The following is a 16,119-nucleotide window of genomic DNA, read 5'->3' on the forward strand; positions in this document are numbered from 1 at the left end:
GCCAGTCGGGCGGATGGGCCGGCAGGCACCCCTACCGCCGGCTATCCAGCGACCGCCTTACTCGGCCCGGCCGACTTCGCAGCCGAGGCAGGTGCGGCAGTCGACGCCTTCGCCCTGCATGAGCCGTCGAACCAGGAGCTGGGTGTCCCGGTCCGTCGCCGCTGCTGGGGTCAGGACACAAACGATCTCGCCTGCGACCTCGAGCACCCGGCCGATGAAGCCGGGGTGGTCGTACGTGATGACCGTTGCCACAGGTCCCCCTTGTTCTACTTGCGGAGAACCCCCCAGGTGGACCAACAGGGTTACATGCCGAACCTCCGTACGCGTAGGAGATGTTGACGTTTCATTGAGGCCGGAAGGTCACGATCCAGTCACGACAAAAGGTTGTACGGCGATCACCGCTAATCAGCCTTCGCGGGCAGGACTCCAGCGCGCCTCAACTCCTCGACGGCCCCCTCATTCATGGCCTCGACGTCGCCGATGGGCATGTCCGGGCGGGTCAGCGTCGCCGACTTGGTGATGGCCATCCTCACCAGGGCCTCCAGCTCAGTGGGGCCTGGGCGGGTGATCTGCCCGCCCTCGATGAGCTCGGTGCCGTCGTCCAAGGTGATGGAGTCGGCCCCGTCGAGCACTGCCCGGCAAGAGCCGGGGCGCATCCCGAACCCGATCTCGACCTTGCCGTAGGTCGTGTCGGTGACCTGCTCGCCGGCCTCCACCTTGCGGTACGTCATGGCCGCGAGGCGGCAGCGCTTCGCGGCCGTCTCCTTGTTCCGGATCCCCAGCGCGATGCGCCGTTGAGTCACGAGCGCAGCGAGTTTGCGCAGGTGACTGGTGGCGCGATCGCTCGGTGTCGACATGGCGCCAATCATGGCAGCTACCTCTAGCTACGGCTAGAAACATCCACCGAGCTGACCACTTCTGGTGCCATCGCGCACACTTCTCGCCATGTTGATCTAGAGGAAACTAGAGATAATTAGAAGTTACCCATTGGTAGCGCTAGAAATCTCTATTTTCGCGGGCTACGGTCTTCCCATGCACAGACCCCGCACCACCTTCCAGGTGGACGGGGCGGAAATCCGCAAGCGCCGCATGGCCCTCGGGCTCTCCCAGGACGACTGCGCCTCACTCGCCCAGATCAGCCGGCCGTACCTCAGCCAGCTCGAAACCGGGAAGCGGCGCGACATGCGGCCCCCCACCTTTGCGGGACTACGCACCGCCCTACAGCTCACCGAGACCGATCGGCGGCTCCTCGCTCCAGCCGAGGGCCCGCCACGAACGGAGTGACATGCCCGCCACGAAGGCGCCCCCGAGGAAGACAGCCGCCGCGCTCCTGGAGCACTTCTACAACGTCAAGCAGGCCACCGTCCGCCTCAACCTCGCGACCGAGGACGAGAAGGACAAGCGCGGCCAGAAGTGGCTCCGCGACGGGGTGAACAAGCAGGGATGGCCCTGTCACCGCCTCGCCGGACAGCTCATGTTCAGCGACTCCGACCTCGCGGAGATCACGGCGCTGATGCGCGACAAGCCCGATGGCCGCAGCAAGCCGCGTCCCAGCACCGGGCGACGCATGCGCCGACGCGCCGTGTCCAGGACGTCCGCGAACGGCTCCTGACCCACCCCCAACTGCGCCGAAGGGCCGCCCGACTGCCAGGCCCGGCGACCCCACGACTACGGCGCCTCAACCACACAAGAAATCGAGGTCACCGATGACCATCCAGCCTACTGATCTCCCGCGAGGAGATCACCATTCGGTGCTCGTCACCGGCATCACTGTCCCGTCCCGCCCGCCGCAGACCGCGCGAGAGGTGCTGCGCCGCGCGGCCCGGATCCTCGCCGTGAACGGCCTGCACCAGGGCGACTTGGTGCTCGACCCCTTCAACCGTCGTTTCACGACGCCGCACTCCGAGCGGCCCATGTCGATCGTGGCCGCGTGCCACACGGCGGTGAGCGGTGACCCGCATCGGCCGTCGCCGCTGGCGTACGCCGCGGTGGGGGTGCTGGCCCGTCGGCTGCTCGTGGCCGGGGAGGGCCCGTACGCGGAGGACACGCTCGCACTGTCGTGGCACGTCGAGCAGTGGGGCGACGTGGAGGGCCGTACGACGGAGTCGGCGGTTGCGGTGCTGGAGGCGGCTGCGGACGCGTGCGGGGTGCCGGCATGAGGACGAGCATCGTGAATGCCGCTGCCGGAGTGATCACTCGTGCGCAGTGGGCCGGTCGTACGACGCCCACTGGGTGGGCGGTGGCGCTGGAGTCGGCGCAGATGCTGATGTCGCCGGAGATCGCGGCCGAGTTGGAGCAGTTGCGGGATCGGGTCGCCGAGCTGGAGGCCGGTCTGCCTGCGATGCAGACGGCTCTGTGCCGGGCTCTCGACCGGGTTGCCGAGTTGGAGGCGGAGCGGCACTCGACGAACGAGGCGCTCTCGGACGCGGCTGAGCAGTTGCGTGTGAACCGGGACCGGCTCGCAGAGCTAGAGGCTCGGTCCGCGCAGCGGTGCCAGTCCGCCACGTACCCGCCCGCCATTCCTTGGGCCGAGCTGATGGACGACGAGGACTTGGAGGAGTTCCTTGCCGAACTCACCGCGTCCATCGTCGGTCATGACGGTCAGGATGCACTTGCGCAGATCGAGGCGACGTGCGGACGGTGGCGGGCGATCACGGAGGCGCAGCACGGGCACAACACGGCGCCGGGTCCGTCGGAGGAGGAGTCGGCGGACCGGTTGACCGCGCTGTTCGCGCCGACGCAGGCCCTCCGCGAGGACGCGCCCGACGCCGAGAAGCCTGCCGTGTGCCGGTGCGACGAGCCCGGCGCTGACCCGTACACCTGTGAGGCCGAGGACTGCTCGGGTGAGTTCTCCGAGCTCAATCCGCGCGGCTCTGCCCGGCCCGTCGACGAGTCCAGCGCCGACGTCTCCCGCAAGTGCGACACGTGCGGCTGGGTCACCTCCGTCTGGCACGTGGCCGACGGGTCCGCCGAGGAAGAGCTCCACGACCACGTCGTCCGCGTGCACGGCGGCGACTCCCGGACCTCCGAGACGGGCGGTGCGCGATGACGGACGACCGTACGCCCGTCACCGGGCCCTTCCGGATCCACGTGGACGCCCTCCCCACCGGGGCCGGCCTCGACGTGTCGCACTACCTCACCGCCGTGATCCTCGGCCTCGCGCAGGCGGCGGACGAGGACGGCGAGAGCCTCCTCGACGACCTGCGCAACATCCGCGAGTTGGCGCGGTCGGCCGCGCACCAGGGGTCGGACTCGCACGCCGCGCACGAGCGGGACGAGCGGGTCGCCGAGCTGCTGGCGGAGGTTGCGGACGACGGGGTGATCCCGGTGTACGGGGAGCAGGTCGCGCGGCTGCGGGATCGGCTCGCTCTGCTGACGGCGCCGCGTGCGGTGCCGGGTCAGCGAGGTGCCGCGTGAGCACCATTCCCATGGACGAGGACTACCCGGGCGAGCTCGCGATGCTGCGAGGACTGGTCGGTGTGACTCGCGTGATCGCGCAGCACGGCGACATCGAGGAACTGCGCCGGGTACTGGCCGAGCACGCGGTCGACGAGATGGCGGCGTACGCGGCGTGCGGGGAGAAGGCCACCGCTTCGGCGGCGACGGCCACTCCCGACGACGACCCGCTGATCGTGGACCGCTTCGGCACCGCGATGGAGCCCGACCCGGAGGACCCGCCGGTCCTCATCGTGGGCGCGGTCGCTGCCGACGGCACTCCGGTGGCGCTGTTCTTCGACGCGGAGGCGCGCGCCAAGGTCGGCGGCTGGCTCGCCCCCGGGCCGCCGCGCGACTCGGCACGGGAGCGGCGCCTGGAGCAGCTTCTCGACACCATCCGCACCCACGGCGGCAGCTGGAACAAGGCCCGCGTGCAGGACATGCGCCGCCGCCAGGGGCACCCCGCGCAGCGCGGCACCGCGCGGCACGACCTCGCCGAGCTCTACCGCCGAGGCCACCTCACCGTGCACGGCCCGCAGGACGGCCGCTACTACCTCCTCGCCCGGAAGGCGGACCGCGATGCCTGAGCAGAAGTACCGCCGGGACTGGCTCCTCGCCGCCATACAGCGCGAGCCCGGCCCGATCTCGACCGGCCGCGCCGAGCAGCTGCTGGCCACCACGGAGTGGAGTTGCCACCGGAACACGGCCCGGAAGGACCTGCGAGCGCTCGCCGCCCGCGGGGCCCTCTGGGCGATGGACGACGACGGCCGCCGCATCTACTTCCCCGCCAGCACGCCCCACATGGGAGGCGCCCTGTGACCCGCCAAACCCCCACGGGCGCACGCCAGGACGCGCGCCTCACGCACCAGTCGGCCGACACCGAGCGGGTCCTCGGCCAGATCGAGCGAGGGGAGATCCGGGTAGGCCCCGACGCTGCCCGCGAGATCGCCGCCCACCACGAGGCCGCGTACGGCGCCGCCTGGGCCGCCGACCACGCATGGGCCGACGCTCTCGCCTCCTTGAACCCCACGACCACCGGAGAGGACGGCCGCTCATGACCGGCCCCGAGCACTACACCGAGGCCGAGCGCCTTCTGAAGGCGATGACGACCGACCGCGGTGCGCTTCTCATCGAGGAGGGATCCGCCGAAGTCCTCGCCGCGGCTCAGGTCCACGCGACGCTCGCCCTCGCTGCCGCGACCGCCATGGGCGTCCCGCTCGACGGCGAGGAAGACAGCGGCATGCCGCAGCGCGACGCCGAGGCGTGGTGGGACGTGGCCGGGGTCAAGCCGCAGAAGGGCGGTGACGCCGGATGACGAACACGACCGTGCGCGCCGGGGCTTCGGCCCCGGCCGCCGGCCGCCGCCGTAAGGCCGCGGCCCCCGAACCCACCGGCGCCGACCGCATCCCCAAGCCCTCCCAGGGCTGGTACCGCGACAAGGTCACCGGCGCCAAGCTGCGCCGCGTCACCACCATCCTCGAACAGGGCTGCTCCAAGGGCGACGCCCTCACCCACTGGGCAGGCAACATCACCGCCGAGACGGCGATGAACAACCTGCCCTACCTCGTCGGCTGCTCACGGCACCCCGTCGAGCGCGCCGAGGCATACGACTGGCTGCGCCGCGCCCACACCCGCAAGAAGGACGAGCGCGCCGACATCGGCACCGCCGTCCACCAGCTCGTCGAAGCCCACGTTCTGGGCACACCGATGCCCGAAGAGCTGCTCGATGACGAGGAGATGGCGCCGTTCCTCGACCACTTCCTCCGCTTCGTCGCGGAGTGGCAGGTCGAGTTCGAGGCGTCCGAGATGGTGGTCGGCAACGAGGACGAGGGATACGCGGGCACCCTCGACTACCTGCTCCGCTCTCCGCTGATCGCGGCCGCGCTCGCCGCGTATTTCGAGACGGACGTGCCCGCCGACTCCGTGTTCATGGGCGACACCAAGACCGGCGGCGAGCTCGACGTCAAGGGCGTGTACCCGGAGGCCTCACTTCAGATGGCCGCCTACCGCAAGGCGCGGGTCGCGTGGCTGCGGGACGGCTCGAAGATCCCGATGCCCAGCACGTTCTGGTCCGGCGTCGTCCTGCATCTGCGGCCCGAGGGCTACCGGCTCATCCCGGCCGTCGCCGACGACGCCGTGTACGCCGCGTTCCTCACCGTCAAGGCCAACGCCGAGTGGACGTCCGGCCTGTCGAAGAAGGTCATCCGCCCCGCCCTCACCCTCCCCACCACGACCAGCGAAGAGAGGGCCGCCTGAGATGCCCATCATCGATCTTCAGCGCCGCATGCGGCAGCTCGGCGAGATCCGCCTCGGCCACGTCGTCGCCGGTACGAGCAAGGCGGGCAAGGCCTACACCCGCCCGGCCAAGCTGAACCACTTCCGCTTCACCTCGCCCTCACGCGAGATCCTCACCCAGGTCGCGGCCCTGTACGGCGGAGAGGTCAAGCCGTGGACCCCGGCGAACGGTGGCCCGGCCGAGTTCGAGGTGTACTCCACCACCAACCGGCTCCCCGTCCTCATCCCCCCGCGCGACGCCGTCTCCCAGTGGTACGAGCTGTACGCCGGATCGAAGTGCCAGCGCCGCTGCGACGGCGTCACCGAGCACAAGAAGGACCGGCCCTGCCTCTGCGACCCGGAGAACCGGGAGTGCTCGATCACCACCCGCGTCAACGTCATGTTGCGCGACGTGCCCGCGCTCGGCCAGTGGCTCCTCGTCTCCAAGGGCTACTACGCGGCCGTCACGCTGCCGCCCGCCGCCGAACTCCTGGCGCAGGCCGGCGGATACGTCGCCGGATGGCTCGGCGTGGAGGAGAAGCTCGTCCAGCGCGACGACGGCCCGGCCCGCTTCATGGTGCCGACCCTGGATGTCGAGATCACCCCGGCCGCGCTCATGGAGGGGCAGATCACCGGTGCCCCGGCGGCCGTGGCCAAGGGGCCCGAGCGCGTCGCCATCACTGGCGGGCGCCCGGACTACGCCGCCCTCGCCGCCGTCGCCAGCACGGCCAAGGACGTCGCCAAGCTGTGGAAGCAGGCAGTCGACTCCCAGCACATGGACGACGCGCTCGCCGCCGTACTCAAGGCGCGTGGCGAGGAACTGCGGGCCGAGGAAGTCTCGGACGAGGCTGGTGAGTCGGGGTGGAAGGACGAGCCACACCAGGACGGGCCGCCTCCTGCTGTGGAGTCCGCCCCGGACGAGGTGGTCCACGACGTTGAGGTCGTTGAGGACGACGACGTTGAGGGCCTGTGGTTCCAGGTCATCGCCGCCGCCGGGCCCCACGGCCTCACCACCGACCAGGTCGAGCAGCGCTTCGCCGAAGCCAACGGCGGGCTGCACCCGAGCACCGCGAGCACCGACCGGCTCCGCGCCTTCCTCGCCTCCCTGAAGGGGGGCCAGGCATGAGCTGGTACCTCGGCCGTCTGTGCGGCTTCGACCTGGAAACCACCGGCATCGACGTCGAGACCGACCGCATCGTCACCGCCTGCGTCGTCCAGTGCGGCGGCGGAGCCCCGGTGCAGTCCGCCAAGTGGCTCGCCGACCCGGGCGTCGAGATTCCCGAAGAGGCCGCCAAGGTCCACGGCATCACCACCGCGCAGGCCCGCGCCGAGGGACGCCCCGCGGCCGAGGTCGTCGAGCAGCTGGTGGCCGCACTCGCCGAGGCCGTCCTCGCCGGCACCCCGGTGATCGCGATGAACGCGTCCTTCGACCTGACGATCCTCGACCGGGAGGCCTGCCGCCACGGCGTGCAGCCTCTCATCGACATCGTCGGCAAGGATCTCCGCGTCGTCGACCCGCGCGTTCTGGACAAGAAGGTCGACCGGTTCCGGCGCGGTGGGCGAAAGCTCGAAGACCTCTGCCGCACCTACAAGGTCCGGCTCGACGGCGCGCACTCGGCGGACGCCGACGCCCTCGCCGCGTGCCGGGTCACCTGGCGGATCGCTCAGCAATACGCCGAGATCGGCGGCACGGGCCTCGATGCCCTGCACAAGGCCCAGGTGCGTTGGGCGCGCGAGCAGGCCGAGGGCCTCGCCGACTACTTCCGGCGCACGCCCGGCAAGGAGCACCAGGCCGCGACCGTGCGCGTCGAGTGGCCGCTCATCCCGGCGCAGCGTCAGGCAGGTGATCGCTGATGTGGGGCCACAAGACCCAGATCATCAACGCCCTCATTGCGCGCCTGGTTCGCCTCATGGATGCCCACCGCCAGCTCGAAACGCGGCTCACCGCCGCCGAGAGCAGCCAGGCCGCCATGGCCGACCGCATTGACCGGCTCACACGCGCCTGCGCCCGATACCGGACCGACCAGGCCCGCACGGACCGGGACATCGCTCGTCTTCAGGCCCGCCTCGACGACGCCCTGGGCCTCACGAGCTCGGCCGTTGAGGCGGGCGTGAACTGGCAGAAGCGCCGCTCGGACGTGGTCCGCGGAGGTGGCGCATGAGCCGCACTCTCACTGCCGTACGGCGCTTCTTCCACGGAACCGGCCGCCACCGTCCCGGCGCTCTGCCCGCGCCGGCCGACGAGTCGGCCGAGCTGCTCGACGAGGAGGCCCTCGCCGAGGCGATCGCGGACGGCAACGTCGAGGCCAACGACTGGGCGCACTGCCCGGCCGAGCAGCGCACCACGTTCCACGCCATCCACACCGACGGCAGCCGCACTTGCTGGACCTGCCAGAACGTCACCGGAGGTGGCCAGTGATCCGCGCCATCAGTTTCGGTGGCGGTCAGCAGTCCACCGCTCTCCTCGTCCTTGCCGCTACAGGCCGGATCGACTTCCGAACCTTCCTGTTCGCCAACGTCGGTGACGACTCTGAATTGCCCGCCACCCTCGCCTACGTCCGTGACTACGCCATGCCATACGCCACAGAGCACGGCCTGGAACTCGTGGAACTGCGCCGCTACATGCAGGCCACCGGCAAGGAGCGGACACTCCTCCAGCGCCTCGAACAGGCCGACTCCAAGAGCATCGGCATCCCGGTCCGTATGAGCAACGGCGCACCCGGCAACCGGAACTGCACGGATGAGCACAAAATCCGAGTCGTGGCCCGCGAGACGAAGAGGCGGGGTGCTACGCCTGCCGATCCGGCTGTGATTGGTATCGGGATCAGCCTGGACGAGATTCATCGGGCGCCTGACGGCAAGCCGATCCCGCACCAGCGCAAGGTGTTTCCGCTGCTCGAACTGGGACTCCGTCGCACGGACTGCCAGCGCATCATCCTCGGTGCCGGTCTGCCAGTCCCGCCGAAATGTGCGTGCTGGTTCTGCCCAATGAAGCGTCCGGAGGACTGGCAGAACCTGCGCCGCGAGCAGCCCGCATTGTTCGCCAAGTCGTGCCAGCTTGAAGCCGACCTCATCGAGCGTCGGGCAGCACTCGGCAAGGACCCCGTGTACTTCACGCGCTTTGCCCGCCCGCTGGCCGAGGCCATCCCGGAGGGCGTGGATCTGCTGCCCATGTTCGACGAGGCCGATGGCCTCTGTGACTCCGGATGGTGCATGACGTGACCGCCGCCCCCACTCTCTTCGACACCGAGGCCTCGGCCGCCACCACGGCGGCCGGGCCCCGGCCCCTCGTCATCGGCCTCGACATGGCCCTCGGCACCAGCGGCATCGCCGGACCCGGATGGACCGACACCATCCGCACCGGCGACCTCCGCGGCGAGAAGCGCCTCGTCTACATCGCCGAGGCCGCCGCCTCCTTCTACCGCCGCGCAGACCTCGTCCTCATCGAGGGCGCCGCCTTCTCCATGGCCAAGCAGGTCGGTCACGACGAGCTGTCCGGCCTGCGCTGGATGATCCGCTGCGACCTCTACCGCCGCGCGATCCCCTTCGCCGTCGTCAACCCCGACAGCCGCACCATCTACGCCACCGGCAAAGCCCGGTGGAAGGACGAGGAAGGGCGCAAGCTCACCCCCAAGCAGGTCAAGGGCCTCGTCCGGGACGCCGTCGCCGCCCACTGGGGCATCGAGTGCACCGGCACCACCCGCTACGACCAGGCCGACGCCTACGTCCTTCAGGAGATGGGCCAGGACTGGCTCGGTTACCCCGCCGCTGATCTGCCGAAGACGCACCGCCGCGCGCTGGACGGCGTGCACTGGCCGACCGAGACCGTGGCGGTGGCCCGATGAAGATCCGCGCAGACGTCGCCGAGCTGCTCCACGCCGGCCTGTCAGACATCGCCATCGCCCGCGAGCTCGGCGTGGACCGGCAGCACACCGTCGCCCCGGCCCGAGCCGCCCTCAACCTGCCAGCAGTCCGCCCGGGTAAGAAGCCAGCGGCCACGGTCGAAGACCTCTTCTGGCTCCGCTCACAACCTGTGGACGGTGGCCACCGGATCTGGACCGGCGCCCGACAGCCCGACAGCGGCTGCCCGGTCCTTCGACACGGGAAGCGGCTGCACACCGCATACCGGGTCGCGTTCCGCCTCCAGTACAGGCGCGAGCCCGAGGGCAGGGTCACGCCTACCTGTGACCGGGACGGCTGCGTCGCCCCGGCCCACACCGAGGACCGAATCATCCGCGAGCGCACCAACGCCACCTTCGCGGCGATCTTCGGGGAGGTGAGCCAGTGATGGCCGTCCGCCACGCCACCTACCAGCGCGCCACCCCCGACACCGCCGACTCCAAGCAGCGGTGGCAGGACGCCGGACAGTGCGGGCGCCCCGAACACAAAGACGATCAGCCCCTGTTCTTCGCCCCCGAGCGTCACCGCGCCGCGGTCCGGGCCGCACTCGCGATCTGCGCGCACTGCCCCGTCCTCATTCAGTGCAGGGAATGGGCCCTCACCACCCGCGAGGAGTACGGAGTCTGGGGCGGCCTCACCGAGCGGCAGCGGCGCAGCATCCGGCGCCGGGAGGCCCGCGCCCGCGCCGCACAGCGCAAGGCCGCGGCATGAACGGGCTCGGTCCGACGATCGGCAACCCACACCCCGGCTACGGCATCCGCGTCCGCCTCGACAACGCCAAGGCCAAGTCCCTCGCCGCCGCCGACTTCACCTGCCCCTGCGGCCACGCAGAGGACTCCGTCGGCTACGCCGAGACCGAGCAGCTCGTCATCCGCGCACAGCGCCACCGCCGCGACTCCTGCCCGGTACCGGAGGTCCGCGAGCAGGCACGGCGCCAGTACGCCGCCCTCCACCGCTCCCTCACCCAGAACCGCCGCAAGTAGACAGCCGGAAGGAACAGCACATGCCCAAGCTCAGCCCCGCCGAAGTCCCCGAGGTCAAGCTCGACCCGGCCGCCGCAGCGATCGAAGCGACCATGACCCGCGACCAGCGACGCGGCCTCTTCGAGAAGCCCGGCATGGTCGTCTACGCCATCGTCGAGCTCACCTCCAAGAGCTACACCGGCCATGCCGAGGGTGAAGACAAGGACCCCCAGGTCAAGGTCCGCGTCACCGGCTGCGAGGTCGCCCGCAGCGACGAGGACGCCAAGGCCCTGATCGAGGCCCGCCGCGCGATGTACCGCGGCCGTCAGATCGACGGCACGTTCGACGAGGTCGGCAAGGGCTCCCTCCACCCGGACGCCGAGCTGGAGCTCCTCGCTGCGTCGAAGCCCACCGAGGCCGAGCTGAAGGCCCACAAGCGTGCGGTCGAGGACCGCCGCCGCGCCGAGTACGTGAGGTGACCGCGCTTCGGGGCGGTCTCACCGGCCGTCCCGGAGCCGGATCTTGCCGTATCGCTTCCGCAACGTACCGAGAGAAGAACGAGTTGAGCACTGAGGAGCAGGAGACCCGCGCGAGCGGCAGCGTGCCGCACGCGTACGGCAACGCCCTCGCCTGGAAGTGGTCACGCGAGATGCCCACGACCCTGCGGCGCGGCTTCCTCACCGTGCTCTACGCCCTGCGCGCCATGGCCAACGCCAGCGGCGAGCTCCGCTTCCACGGTGACCGCAAGGCCATCCGGATCCAGGACATCGCCAAGGCCGCCGGCGCGGACGAGAAGGACACCCGCCGCTACCTCGATGCCGCCGAGAAGGCCGGGGTCGTGGGCATCGTCGGCGAGCGGCGCAGGGGCAAGTCGACGCTGTACTGCCTTGTCCTGTCCCCCCGTCCGGAGTGGTCTGCGGCGGTCGCCCACCTCGATGCGACGAAGCGCGATCGGCCCGCCCGGAAAGCCGCTCCGTGGGCGGAGAAGGAGGGCGAGAAGTTCGGGGGGCGGTCCCCTGAACCCGATGACGCGAAGTTCGGGGGACCGCCCCCGGAACCTACCGCCGGTACAGAGAACGAAGTTCGGGGGACCGCCCCCCGTTGGAGTTCGGGGGACCGCCCCCCGAATGGTTCGGGGGACCGCCCCCCGAATAACCCAGGGAGTACCCATGTCTCTCCCCAAGAGCGGGCCGAGGTCGGTTTCCAACCTCAGGTAGTGGGCGCCCCCGAGCCCCAAAACGATCACCAGGGACACGACGAACTGACGCGGTGCACCGAATGCCGCCGCCCCATCGCACCCGACCCCAAACGCCCCGGCCGCACCATCCACACCCGATGCCAGGCCCGCGCCGAGAGGACCGCCTCGTGAACCCACAAGAGCGCCTGGACGCCGAACAGATCCCCACCGGCACCTTCGGACACGCGACCCCCTCACGCGTCGCAGACGGCCACACACGCCCCGCACCCACCTGGACCCCCATCCAGCAAGCCCAACACCGCGCCGACCTCCTCGCCGCCCTCGACACCTGGGCCTGGGACGAGGACAGCCGAGACGCCGAACGCCGACACCTCCGCCTCATCGCCGACCAGAACGACACCGAAGCCGCCTGAGCGCGCGCATCCGGTTAGAGCCAGCCACGCGCGACCAACCCAACGCGACCACAACGGAAACCACCACCCATGACCACCCGCCCGACCCGACACCACCAGGAGCAGCACATGCCCACCGTCGAAATCACTACCTCGGACGGCCTCACCACCGTCGAGGCCACAGAACCCGTCCCCGGCCTGCGTCTCTACGAGCTGCCCGCCGAGCCGTCGCTCGAATACCGATGGGTCCTCGCCCACCACGAGGGCCGCGCACTCGGCCTGTTCACCTCCGTAGACGACGCGAGCGGTGCCGCCACTGCCGTCGCCTCGATGGCCGACTGGACACGGAACTCGATGACCGTCGCCAACGAGATCTCGCTCGGCGGGAACGCCGAACGGTTCGGCTACGCCCTGATCGCGCACGGCTGCGCGCCCATCTCCAAGCGGCCTGAAGGGGAATGACCATGACTGTCCGCCACTTCACCCGTGAGCAGCTCGCCACCCTCGGCATCCCGCCCGACAGCCCCCGCGACGTCGAGTACAGCGACGTCCTCCTCGCCGACGAGTTCGTGACCACGCTGAAGTACACGGCGCAGCGCCGCGTGATCTTCGCTGCGCCGGATGACGGCCGGACGTACGCCGTCGAGTACGAAGGCCGCCTTGACGTCGGGGACTTCGAGGTCGGCGACGGCGGCCCGACCGATCACGGCTGGTGGGGCGACACCGTCGAGGCCGTCGAGGTCGAGGAACGCCCGGTCGTCATCAACCGGTGGGAACCCCTCACCACACCGCGGGCCGAGCAGACCGACGAGGACCCGGCGCTCCACCACCTCACCGAGATCTACGGGGAGGCCGGCCACCGCGACCACGATGCGCAGCGCTACGCCGCCGAGCTCCTCGCCAAGCACGCCCGCGAGCTCGCCGCGCTGACCCGCGGCCTCCACAGCTCCGTGTACGAGGACGCTGGGCGGCGCACCGCTGACGGGGTCCTGCGCGCGGCGGAGCACCTGGAGGCGTACGCGCGGGGCCTGGCGCCGGACGCGTGAGCAGCAGGACGCCCGCCCGTGTTGGAGCCACGGGCGGGCGCACCACCCAGCACACCACACCCCACCCGGAGATGACCATGACCCAGAAGCCGTACACCGACGACGACCTCCGCACCGAAGCCGGGCTCGCCCTCTCCGCACTGGTTCACCTGCCGACCGTCGAGGAGATCGCTACCTCCCTCCGGGGCTCCTACGTCCCGCACCTGCACGCCGACGGCGATACGACCACCTGGGGCGACCTCCTGGGCCACGACGGTCTGACCGAGGCAGCTCGCCAGATCCACGAGCTGATGATCCCCGCGGCGCCTGTGGGTGAGTGGGCCGTCCGCCTCGGCGCCGACGGCCTGGAACCCTCCACCGAGCACGAGATCACCCTGAACGCCGGGCGCCCGATCGCCCGCGTGCTCTTCGCGTTCGAGCCCGGCATGCCCGACGACATGCGCACCGATCTCGTCGAGGGCATCGGCGACGCCATCAACGAGGCCGGAGTCGAGCGCGAGGACGACGGCGAACCGGCCGACTCGGACGCCGCGGTGTTCGACCTGATCAGCGAGATCGCTTCGAAGCTGCGCGACGCCACCGACAGCGGCGAGTACCACGCGGTCGGCCTGATCTATGACCTCGCGAACGGGCGTACCACCGTCGCCGACGCCCGTGAGCAGCTCGCCGAGATCACGTTCCGCCACGTCTGAGCAAGGCGCCGGCCGCCGCGGCCCGAACCTGCGGCGGCCGGCCTCGGCCAGTCCACCACGACCACCCCGGAGACGACCATGAAGCCCACCGGCCCCGCCTGCGGAAACAACCCGAACTACCCGCTCACCGACGGAGACCGCCAGGCCATCGAGAAGTTCAAGGCCCGCCTCGCCGCCCGAGCCAGGCGCCGCCGTTACGGCGACGTACTCCGCCGCTGGGGCCTCCTCGACGAGGTGGACAACCCGAAGGACGCGGAGGAGTTCGCCGTCACGGACCTGTTGGCGATCGCGGACGCCGAGCAGCAGCCCGCCGACCAGGCCGCCGAGTTCGAGCTGCGCGGCACCACCGAGATCCGGCGCACCGCGTACCGCGACGCCGCCGACATCGCGATGAACGAAGCCTCCCGCCTGTACGACGACGCAGGCCAGAAGGCCGCCGCTGGAGCCCGAGCCGTCGCTGACCGTCTTCGCCGCATGGCCGACGAGGCGCAGCAGGCCGAGCCCTGGCCCTCCGTCACGACCTACGTCACCGAGGCCCACGACGGCGACCAGTGGATCGGCATCAGCTTCGGCCGGAAGACGCTCGACGGGGCGCGGACCACCCGCGAGACCTGCCGCACCAGGCGCCTGCCCAACGGCCGCTTCCGCATCGTGCGGTGGGACGAGACATCCACCCTCGTCGAGACCGACGACGAGGAGCAGCAGCCGTGATCCTCGTCGTCGCCTTCGTCGTCCTCGTCATGACGACCGCTGGCCTCCCCCTCGCCCACTGGCTCTACCTCCCACCCTGGAGAACCCGATGAAGACCGCCGTCGAAGAACTCCACCAGGCCGCCCAAAAGTTGCGCGAACTCGCCACCGCCGCCAGCACCACCACCGACGGAACGCCCACCGCCCACTGGAACGTCGAGCACACGGAGTTCCAGAGCCCCAACCACAGCCTCCTCTACGGCGACTACATCACCAACGGCCGCGGCGAGCGCACCGGCTGGCCGCTCCTGCACCGAGGCGGCAGCCAGCACCGGCCGACCTACATGGCCACCCAGCACGCCGAGTACGCCGCCGCCATGGGCCCCACCGTCGGCCTCGCCCTCGCCGACTGGCTGGAGCAGACCACGCGGGCACACGACGACGGCCATATCGCGATCCCGACCGAGGCCCTCGCCGTCGCCCGCGCCATCAACGGGAGCCAGCCATGACCCACTACCTCCGCCGCGCCCGCGCCCTCACCGCCGGCGCCACCCTCAGCAGCGGCACCGCCGCCTACCTCGCCACCACCCGCACGCCCCTGTGGGCCGTCCCCGTGGTGTACGTGGCCGCTGTGCTCGCGTGGTGCGCGCGCCGGGAAGCCGTCCTCGCGCGCCGCGAGCGGGTGATGGCGCAGCGCGCCGAGATGCTGGCCCGGCCCGTCCCGTGCTGCCTGCTCTGGCAGATGTCCGAGGGCGGCGACCACGGCGCCGACTGCCGCCTCGTACCCGAGCTGGTCGAAGGCATCGCCCGCGGGTGGGCCGCGCTCGACGCGGTGTGCTGCCTGGCCTCGTGGGAATCCCGCGGCGCCCAGCACGAGGTCACGCACTGCACGAGGAAGGGCCAGACCGCATGACCGAGCGCAGGCACACCGCCGACACGATCACCGACGACGAACTCGACGCTCTGTACGCCCGAGCGGCTGCCGCCGAGCAGCGCGCCCGTGAGCTGGAAGACCGGATCACACATCTGCGGGACCGGTGGGCATCGTGCCGTGAGCGCGTCGGCATCGCGATCGGCAGAGCAGTCACGGCCGAGACTGCGATCGAGCGGGCCCGCGCCCTCGCCTCGCGGTGGGCCATCCTGCGCGCGTACGGCAGCGCTGCCACCGAACTCCGCTCCGCCCTCGACGAGCCCAGCCCGGGAGCGACCGAGCCCCCGAGCAGCGCCCGCGAACTGATCGCCGCCGCCATTTACGAGCACAACAATCCAGGCCGCCCGTGGGCCCACGCCCACCCCGACGACCGCATCACGTACGGCGGCGACGCGGACGCCGCACTCGCCGTCATCCAGCCCGGCACCCGGATCACCGCCACGCTCGCCCGCATGTCCGATGCCACCGTGCAGCGCGTCATCGCCCTGTACGAGCAGTGGGTGAAAGCCGGACCCCCGCCCCTCGGCGCACCCCTCGCCCGCTGGTGGGACGCACGTCTCGCCGAGCTGCACAACGCCATCCTCCCGCCCACCAACTGAC

At 70.8% G+C, this 16,119-nt stretch carries 31 protein-coding genes; 29 read left to right on the forward strand and 2 right to left on the reverse strand.

Annotated features, from left to right (window positions below):
• Positions 1–57: 57 nt before the first annotated feature.
• The gene (locus ACZ4Z4_RS27455; protein WP_468332750.1) at positions 58–252 is read right to left on the reverse strand and encodes a hypothetical protein; all 195 of its coding nucleotides are present in this window, start codon (positions 250–252) and stop codon (positions 58–60) included.
• Between the two features lie 149 nt (positions 253–401).
• Complete coding sequence (locus ACZ4Z4_RS27460) at positions 402–857, reverse strand: hypothetical protein (RefSeq protein WP_468332754.1); 456 nt, start codon at positions 855–857, stop codon at positions 402–404.
• 175 nt (positions 858–1,032) lie between these two features.
• On the opposite strand from ACZ4Z4_RS27460, the gene ACZ4Z4_RS27465 reads away from it, so the two are divergent.
• From ACZ4Z4_RS27465 to ACZ4Z4_RS27605, 29 genes are all read left to right on the forward strand, one after another.
• Positions 1,033–1,284: a helix-turn-helix domain-containing protein gene (locus tag ACZ4Z4_RS27465; RefSeq protein ID WP_468332757.1), complete on the forward strand. Its 252-nt coding sequence runs from the start codon at positions 1,033–1,035 to the stop codon at positions 1,282–1,284.
• A gap of 1 nt (position 1,285) precedes the next feature.
• A complete protein-coding gene (locus ACZ4Z4_RS27470) occupies positions 1,286–1,612 on the forward strand; it encodes a hypothetical protein (protein WP_468332760.1) in 327 nt (108 codons plus the stop codon).
• A 139-nt stretch (positions 1,613–1,751) separates the two neighbouring features.
• The gene (locus ACZ4Z4_RS27475) at positions 1,752–2,159 is read left to right on the forward strand and encodes a DUF6197 family protein (RefSeq protein ID WP_468332762.1); all 408 of its coding nucleotides are present in this window, start codon (positions 1,752–1,754) and stop codon (positions 2,157–2,159) included.
• The gene (locus ACZ4Z4_RS27480) at positions 2,156–3,049 is read left to right on the forward strand and encodes a hypothetical protein (protein ID WP_468332765.1); all 894 of its coding nucleotides are present in this window, start codon (positions 2,156–2,158) and stop codon (positions 3,047–3,049) included. Before ACZ4Z4_RS27475 ends, ACZ4Z4_RS27480 begins: the two co-directional genes overlap by 4 nt.
• A complete protein-coding gene (locus tag ACZ4Z4_RS27485) occupies positions 3,046–3,417 on the forward strand; it encodes a hypothetical protein (protein ID WP_468332768.1) in 372 nt (123 codons plus the stop codon). The genes ACZ4Z4_RS27480 and ACZ4Z4_RS27485 overlap by 4 nt, the downstream gene beginning before the upstream one ends.
• On the forward strand, positions 3,414–4,022 hold the full coding sequence (locus ACZ4Z4_RS27490) for a hypothetical protein (RefSeq protein ID WP_468332771.1): 609 nt from the start codon (positions 3,414–3,416) through the stop codon (positions 4,020–4,022). Before ACZ4Z4_RS27485 ends, ACZ4Z4_RS27490 begins: the two co-directional genes overlap by 4 nt.
• Positions 4,015–4,254, forward strand: coding sequence for a hypothetical protein (locus tag ACZ4Z4_RS27495; protein WP_468332774.1), 240 nt, complete (start codon positions 4,015–4,017; stop codon positions 4,252–4,254). The genes ACZ4Z4_RS27490 and ACZ4Z4_RS27495 overlap by 8 nt, the downstream gene beginning before the upstream one ends.
• Complete coding sequence (locus ACZ4Z4_RS27500; RefSeq protein WP_468332777.1) at positions 4,251–4,493, forward strand: hypothetical protein; 243 nt, start codon at positions 4,251–4,253, stop codon at positions 4,491–4,493. The genes ACZ4Z4_RS27495 and ACZ4Z4_RS27500 overlap by 4 nt, the downstream gene beginning before the upstream one ends.
• Positions 4,490–4,750 carry a hypothetical protein gene (locus tag ACZ4Z4_RS27505; protein WP_468332779.1) on the forward strand — a complete coding sequence of 87 codons (261 nt, stop codon included), beginning with the start codon at positions 4,490–4,492 and terminating at the stop codon, positions 4,748–4,750. The genes ACZ4Z4_RS27500 and ACZ4Z4_RS27505 overlap by 4 nt, the downstream gene beginning before the upstream one ends.
• A complete protein-coding gene (locus tag ACZ4Z4_RS27510; protein ID WP_468332782.1) occupies positions 4,747–5,691 on the forward strand; it encodes a hypothetical protein in 945 nt (314 codons plus the stop codon). The genes ACZ4Z4_RS27505 and ACZ4Z4_RS27510 overlap by 4 nt, the downstream gene beginning before the upstream one ends.
• Before the next feature lies 1 nt (position 5,692).
• Positions 5,693–6,835 (forward strand): recombination directionality factor, encoded by a 1,143-nt coding sequence (locus ACZ4Z4_RS27515; RefSeq protein ID WP_468332785.1) that lies wholly within the window; start codon positions 5,693–5,695, stop codon positions 6,833–6,835.
• On the forward strand, positions 6,832–7,563 hold the full coding sequence (locus ACZ4Z4_RS27520; protein ID WP_468332788.1) for an exonuclease domain-containing protein: 732 nt from the start codon (positions 6,832–6,834) through the stop codon (positions 7,561–7,563). The genes ACZ4Z4_RS27515 and ACZ4Z4_RS27520 overlap by 4 nt, the downstream gene beginning before the upstream one ends.
• Complete coding sequence (locus ACZ4Z4_RS27525) at positions 7,563–7,871, forward strand: hypothetical protein (RefSeq protein ID WP_468332790.1); 309 nt, start codon at positions 7,563–7,565, stop codon at positions 7,869–7,871. Before ACZ4Z4_RS27520 ends, ACZ4Z4_RS27525 begins: the two co-directional genes overlap by 1 nt.
• On the forward strand, positions 7,868–8,128 hold the full coding sequence (locus ACZ4Z4_RS27530) for a hypothetical protein (protein WP_468332793.1): 261 nt from the start codon (positions 7,868–7,870) through the stop codon (positions 8,126–8,128). The genes ACZ4Z4_RS27525 and ACZ4Z4_RS27530 overlap by 4 nt, the downstream gene beginning before the upstream one ends.
• Positions 8,125–8,931 carry an adenine nucleotide alpha hydrolase family protein gene (locus ACZ4Z4_RS27535; protein ID WP_468332796.1) on the forward strand — a complete coding sequence of 269 codons (807 nt, stop codon included), beginning with the start codon at positions 8,125–8,127 and terminating at the stop codon, positions 8,929–8,931. Before ACZ4Z4_RS27530 ends, ACZ4Z4_RS27535 begins: the two co-directional genes overlap by 4 nt.
• Positions 8,928–9,554, forward strand: coding sequence for a hypothetical protein (locus ACZ4Z4_RS27540; RefSeq protein ID WP_468332799.1), 627 nt, complete (start codon positions 8,928–8,930; stop codon positions 9,552–9,554). Before ACZ4Z4_RS27535 ends, ACZ4Z4_RS27540 begins: the two co-directional genes overlap by 4 nt.
• Entirely contained in the window at positions 9,551–9,997 is a 447-nt protein-coding gene (locus ACZ4Z4_RS27545; protein WP_468332802.1) for a hypothetical protein, read from the forward strand. Before ACZ4Z4_RS27540 ends, ACZ4Z4_RS27545 begins: the two co-directional genes overlap by 4 nt.
• Positions 9,997–10,320, forward strand: a complete 324-nt coding sequence (locus ACZ4Z4_RS27550) for a WhiB family transcriptional regulator (RefSeq protein WP_468332805.1) — start codon at positions 9,997–9,999, stop codon at positions 10,318–10,320. Before ACZ4Z4_RS27545 ends, ACZ4Z4_RS27550 begins: the two co-directional genes overlap by 1 nt.
• Positions 10,317–10,592, forward strand: coding sequence for a hypothetical protein (locus tag ACZ4Z4_RS27555; RefSeq protein ID WP_468332808.1), 276 nt, complete (start codon positions 10,317–10,319; stop codon positions 10,590–10,592). The genes ACZ4Z4_RS27550 and ACZ4Z4_RS27555 overlap by 4 nt, the downstream gene beginning before the upstream one ends.
• Before the next feature lie 20 nt (positions 10,593–10,612).
• Positions 10,613–11,050, forward strand: a complete 438-nt coding sequence (locus ACZ4Z4_RS27560) for a hypothetical protein (RefSeq protein ID WP_468332811.1) — start codon at positions 10,613–10,615, stop codon at positions 11,048–11,050.
• A gap of 83 nt (positions 11,051–11,133) precedes the next feature.
• On the forward strand, positions 11,134–11,940 hold the full coding sequence (locus ACZ4Z4_RS27565; protein WP_468332814.1) for a hypothetical protein: 807 nt from the start codon (positions 11,134–11,136) through the stop codon (positions 11,938–11,940).
• Positions 11,937–12,182: a hypothetical protein gene (locus ACZ4Z4_RS27570; protein WP_468332817.1), complete on the forward strand. Its 246-nt coding sequence runs from the start codon at positions 11,937–11,939 to the stop codon at positions 12,180–12,182. The genes ACZ4Z4_RS27565 and ACZ4Z4_RS27570 overlap by 4 nt, the downstream gene beginning before the upstream one ends.
• Positions 12,183–12,290: 108 nt before the next feature.
• The gene (locus tag ACZ4Z4_RS27575) at positions 12,291–12,623 is read left to right on the forward strand and encodes a hypothetical protein (RefSeq protein ID WP_468332820.1); all 333 of its coding nucleotides are present in this window, start codon (positions 12,291–12,293) and stop codon (positions 12,621–12,623) included.
• 2 nt (positions 12,624–12,625) lie between these two features.
• Positions 12,626–13,207, forward strand: a complete 582-nt coding sequence (locus tag ACZ4Z4_RS27580; RefSeq protein ID WP_468332823.1) for a hypothetical protein — start codon at positions 12,626–12,628, stop codon at positions 13,205–13,207.
• A 77-nt stretch (positions 13,208–13,284) separates the two neighbouring features.
• Positions 13,285–13,899, forward strand: a complete 615-nt coding sequence (locus ACZ4Z4_RS27585; RefSeq protein ID WP_468332826.1) for a hypothetical protein — start codon at positions 13,285–13,287, stop codon at positions 13,897–13,899.
• 78 nt (positions 13,900–13,977) lie between these two features.
• On the forward strand, positions 13,978–14,610 hold the full coding sequence (locus tag ACZ4Z4_RS27590) for a hypothetical protein (RefSeq protein WP_468332828.1): 633 nt from the start codon (positions 13,978–13,980) through the stop codon (positions 14,608–14,610).
• Positions 14,611–14,698: 88 nt separating this feature from the next.
• Positions 14,699–15,097, forward strand: a complete 399-nt coding sequence (locus tag ACZ4Z4_RS27595) for a hypothetical protein (protein ID WP_468332831.1) — start codon at positions 14,699–14,701, stop codon at positions 15,095–15,097.
• On the forward strand, positions 15,094–15,501 hold the full coding sequence (locus ACZ4Z4_RS27600; protein ID WP_468332834.1) for a hypothetical protein: 408 nt from the start codon (positions 15,094–15,096) through the stop codon (positions 15,499–15,501). Before ACZ4Z4_RS27595 ends, ACZ4Z4_RS27600 begins: the two co-directional genes overlap by 4 nt.
• Positions 15,498–16,118: a hypothetical protein gene (locus ACZ4Z4_RS27605; protein ID WP_468332837.1), complete on the forward strand. Its 621-nt coding sequence runs from the start codon at positions 15,498–15,500 to the stop codon at positions 16,116–16,118. The genes ACZ4Z4_RS27600 and ACZ4Z4_RS27605 overlap by 4 nt, the downstream gene beginning before the upstream one ends.
• The last annotated feature ends 1 nt before the right edge of the window (position 16,119 follow it).

It is taken from the genome of Streptomyces sp. NPDC030245 (genome assembly GCF_055572995.1).

Excerpts from the sequence above, each read along its gene's own strand:
- ACZ4Z4_RS27460 (WP_468332754.1), bottom strand. The coding sequence starts at position 857 with ATGTCGACACCGAGCGATCGCGCCACCAGTCACCTGCGCAAACTCGCT.
- ACZ4Z4_RS27465 (WP_468332757.1), top strand. The coding sequence starts at position 1,033 with ATGCACAGACCCCGCACCACCTTCCAGGTGGACGGGGCGGAAATCCGC.
- ACZ4Z4_RS27470 (WP_468332760.1), top strand. The coding sequence starts at position 1,286 with ATGCCCGCCACGAAGGCGCCCCCGAGGAAGACAGCCGCCGCGCTCCTG.
- ACZ4Z4_RS27480 (WP_468332765.1), top strand. The coding sequence starts at position 2,156 with ATGAGGACGAGCATCGTGAATGCCGCTGCCGGAGTGATCACTCGTGCG.
- ACZ4Z4_RS27485 (WP_468332768.1), top strand. The coding sequence starts at position 3,046 with ATGACGGACGACCGTACGCCCGTCACCGGGCCCTTCCGGATCCACGTG.
- ACZ4Z4_RS27495 (WP_468332774.1), top strand. The coding sequence starts at position 4,015 with ATGCCTGAGCAGAAGTACCGCCGGGACTGGCTCCTCGCCGCCATACAG.
- ACZ4Z4_RS27505 (WP_468332779.1), top strand. The coding sequence starts at position 4,490 with ATGACCGGCCCCGAGCACTACACCGAGGCCGAGCGCCTTCTGAAGGCG.
- ACZ4Z4_RS27510 (WP_468332782.1), top strand. The coding sequence starts at position 4,747 with ATGACGAACACGACCGTGCGCGCCGGGGCTTCGGCCCCGGCCGCCGGC.
- ACZ4Z4_RS27515 (WP_468332785.1), top strand. The coding sequence starts at position 5,693 with ATGCCCATCATCGATCTTCAGCGCCGCATGCGGCAGCTCGGCGAGATC.
- ACZ4Z4_RS27520 (WP_468332788.1), top strand. The coding sequence starts at position 6,832 with ATGAGCTGGTACCTCGGCCGTCTGTGCGGCTTCGACCTGGAAACCACC.
- ACZ4Z4_RS27525 (WP_468332790.1), top strand. The coding sequence starts at position 7,563 with ATGTGGGGCCACAAGACCCAGATCATCAACGCCCTCATTGCGCGCCTG.
- ACZ4Z4_RS27530 (WP_468332793.1), top strand. The coding sequence starts at position 7,868 with ATGAGCCGCACTCTCACTGCCGTACGGCGCTTCTTCCACGGAACCGGC.
- ACZ4Z4_RS27545 (WP_468332802.1), top strand. The coding sequence starts at position 9,551 with ATGAAGATCCGCGCAGACGTCGCCGAGCTGCTCCACGCCGGCCTGTCA.
- ACZ4Z4_RS27550 (WP_468332805.1), top strand. The coding sequence starts at position 9,997 with ATGGCCGTCCGCCACGCCACCTACCAGCGCGCCACCCCCGACACCGCC.
- ACZ4Z4_RS27555 (WP_468332808.1), top strand. The coding sequence starts at position 10,317 with ATGAACGGGCTCGGTCCGACGATCGGCAACCCACACCCCGGCTACGGC.
- ACZ4Z4_RS27560 (WP_468332811.1), top strand. The coding sequence starts at position 10,613 with ATGCCCAAGCTCAGCCCCGCCGAAGTCCCCGAGGTCAAGCTCGACCCG.
- ACZ4Z4_RS27575 (WP_468332820.1), top strand. The coding sequence starts at position 12,291 with ATGCCCACCGTCGAAATCACTACCTCGGACGGCCTCACCACCGTCGAG.
- ACZ4Z4_RS27580 (WP_468332823.1), top strand. The coding sequence starts at position 12,626 with ATGACTGTCCGCCACTTCACCCGTGAGCAGCTCGCCACCCTCGGCATC.
- ACZ4Z4_RS27585 (WP_468332826.1), top strand. The coding sequence starts at position 13,285 with ATGACCCAGAAGCCGTACACCGACGACGACCTCCGCACCGAAGCCGGG.
- ACZ4Z4_RS27590 (WP_468332828.1), top strand. The coding sequence starts at position 13,978 with ATGAAGCCCACCGGCCCCGCCTGCGGAAACAACCCGAACTACCCGCTC.
- ACZ4Z4_RS27595 (WP_468332831.1), top strand. The coding sequence starts at position 14,699 with ATGAAGACCGCCGTCGAAGAACTCCACCAGGCCGCCCAAAAGTTGCGC.
- ACZ4Z4_RS27600 (WP_468332834.1), top strand. The coding sequence starts at position 15,094 with ATGACCCACTACCTCCGCCGCGCCCGCGCCCTCACCGCCGGCGCCACC.
- ACZ4Z4_RS27605 (WP_468332837.1), top strand. The coding sequence starts at position 15,498 with ATGACCGAGCGCAGGCACACCGCCGACACGATCACCGACGACGAACTC.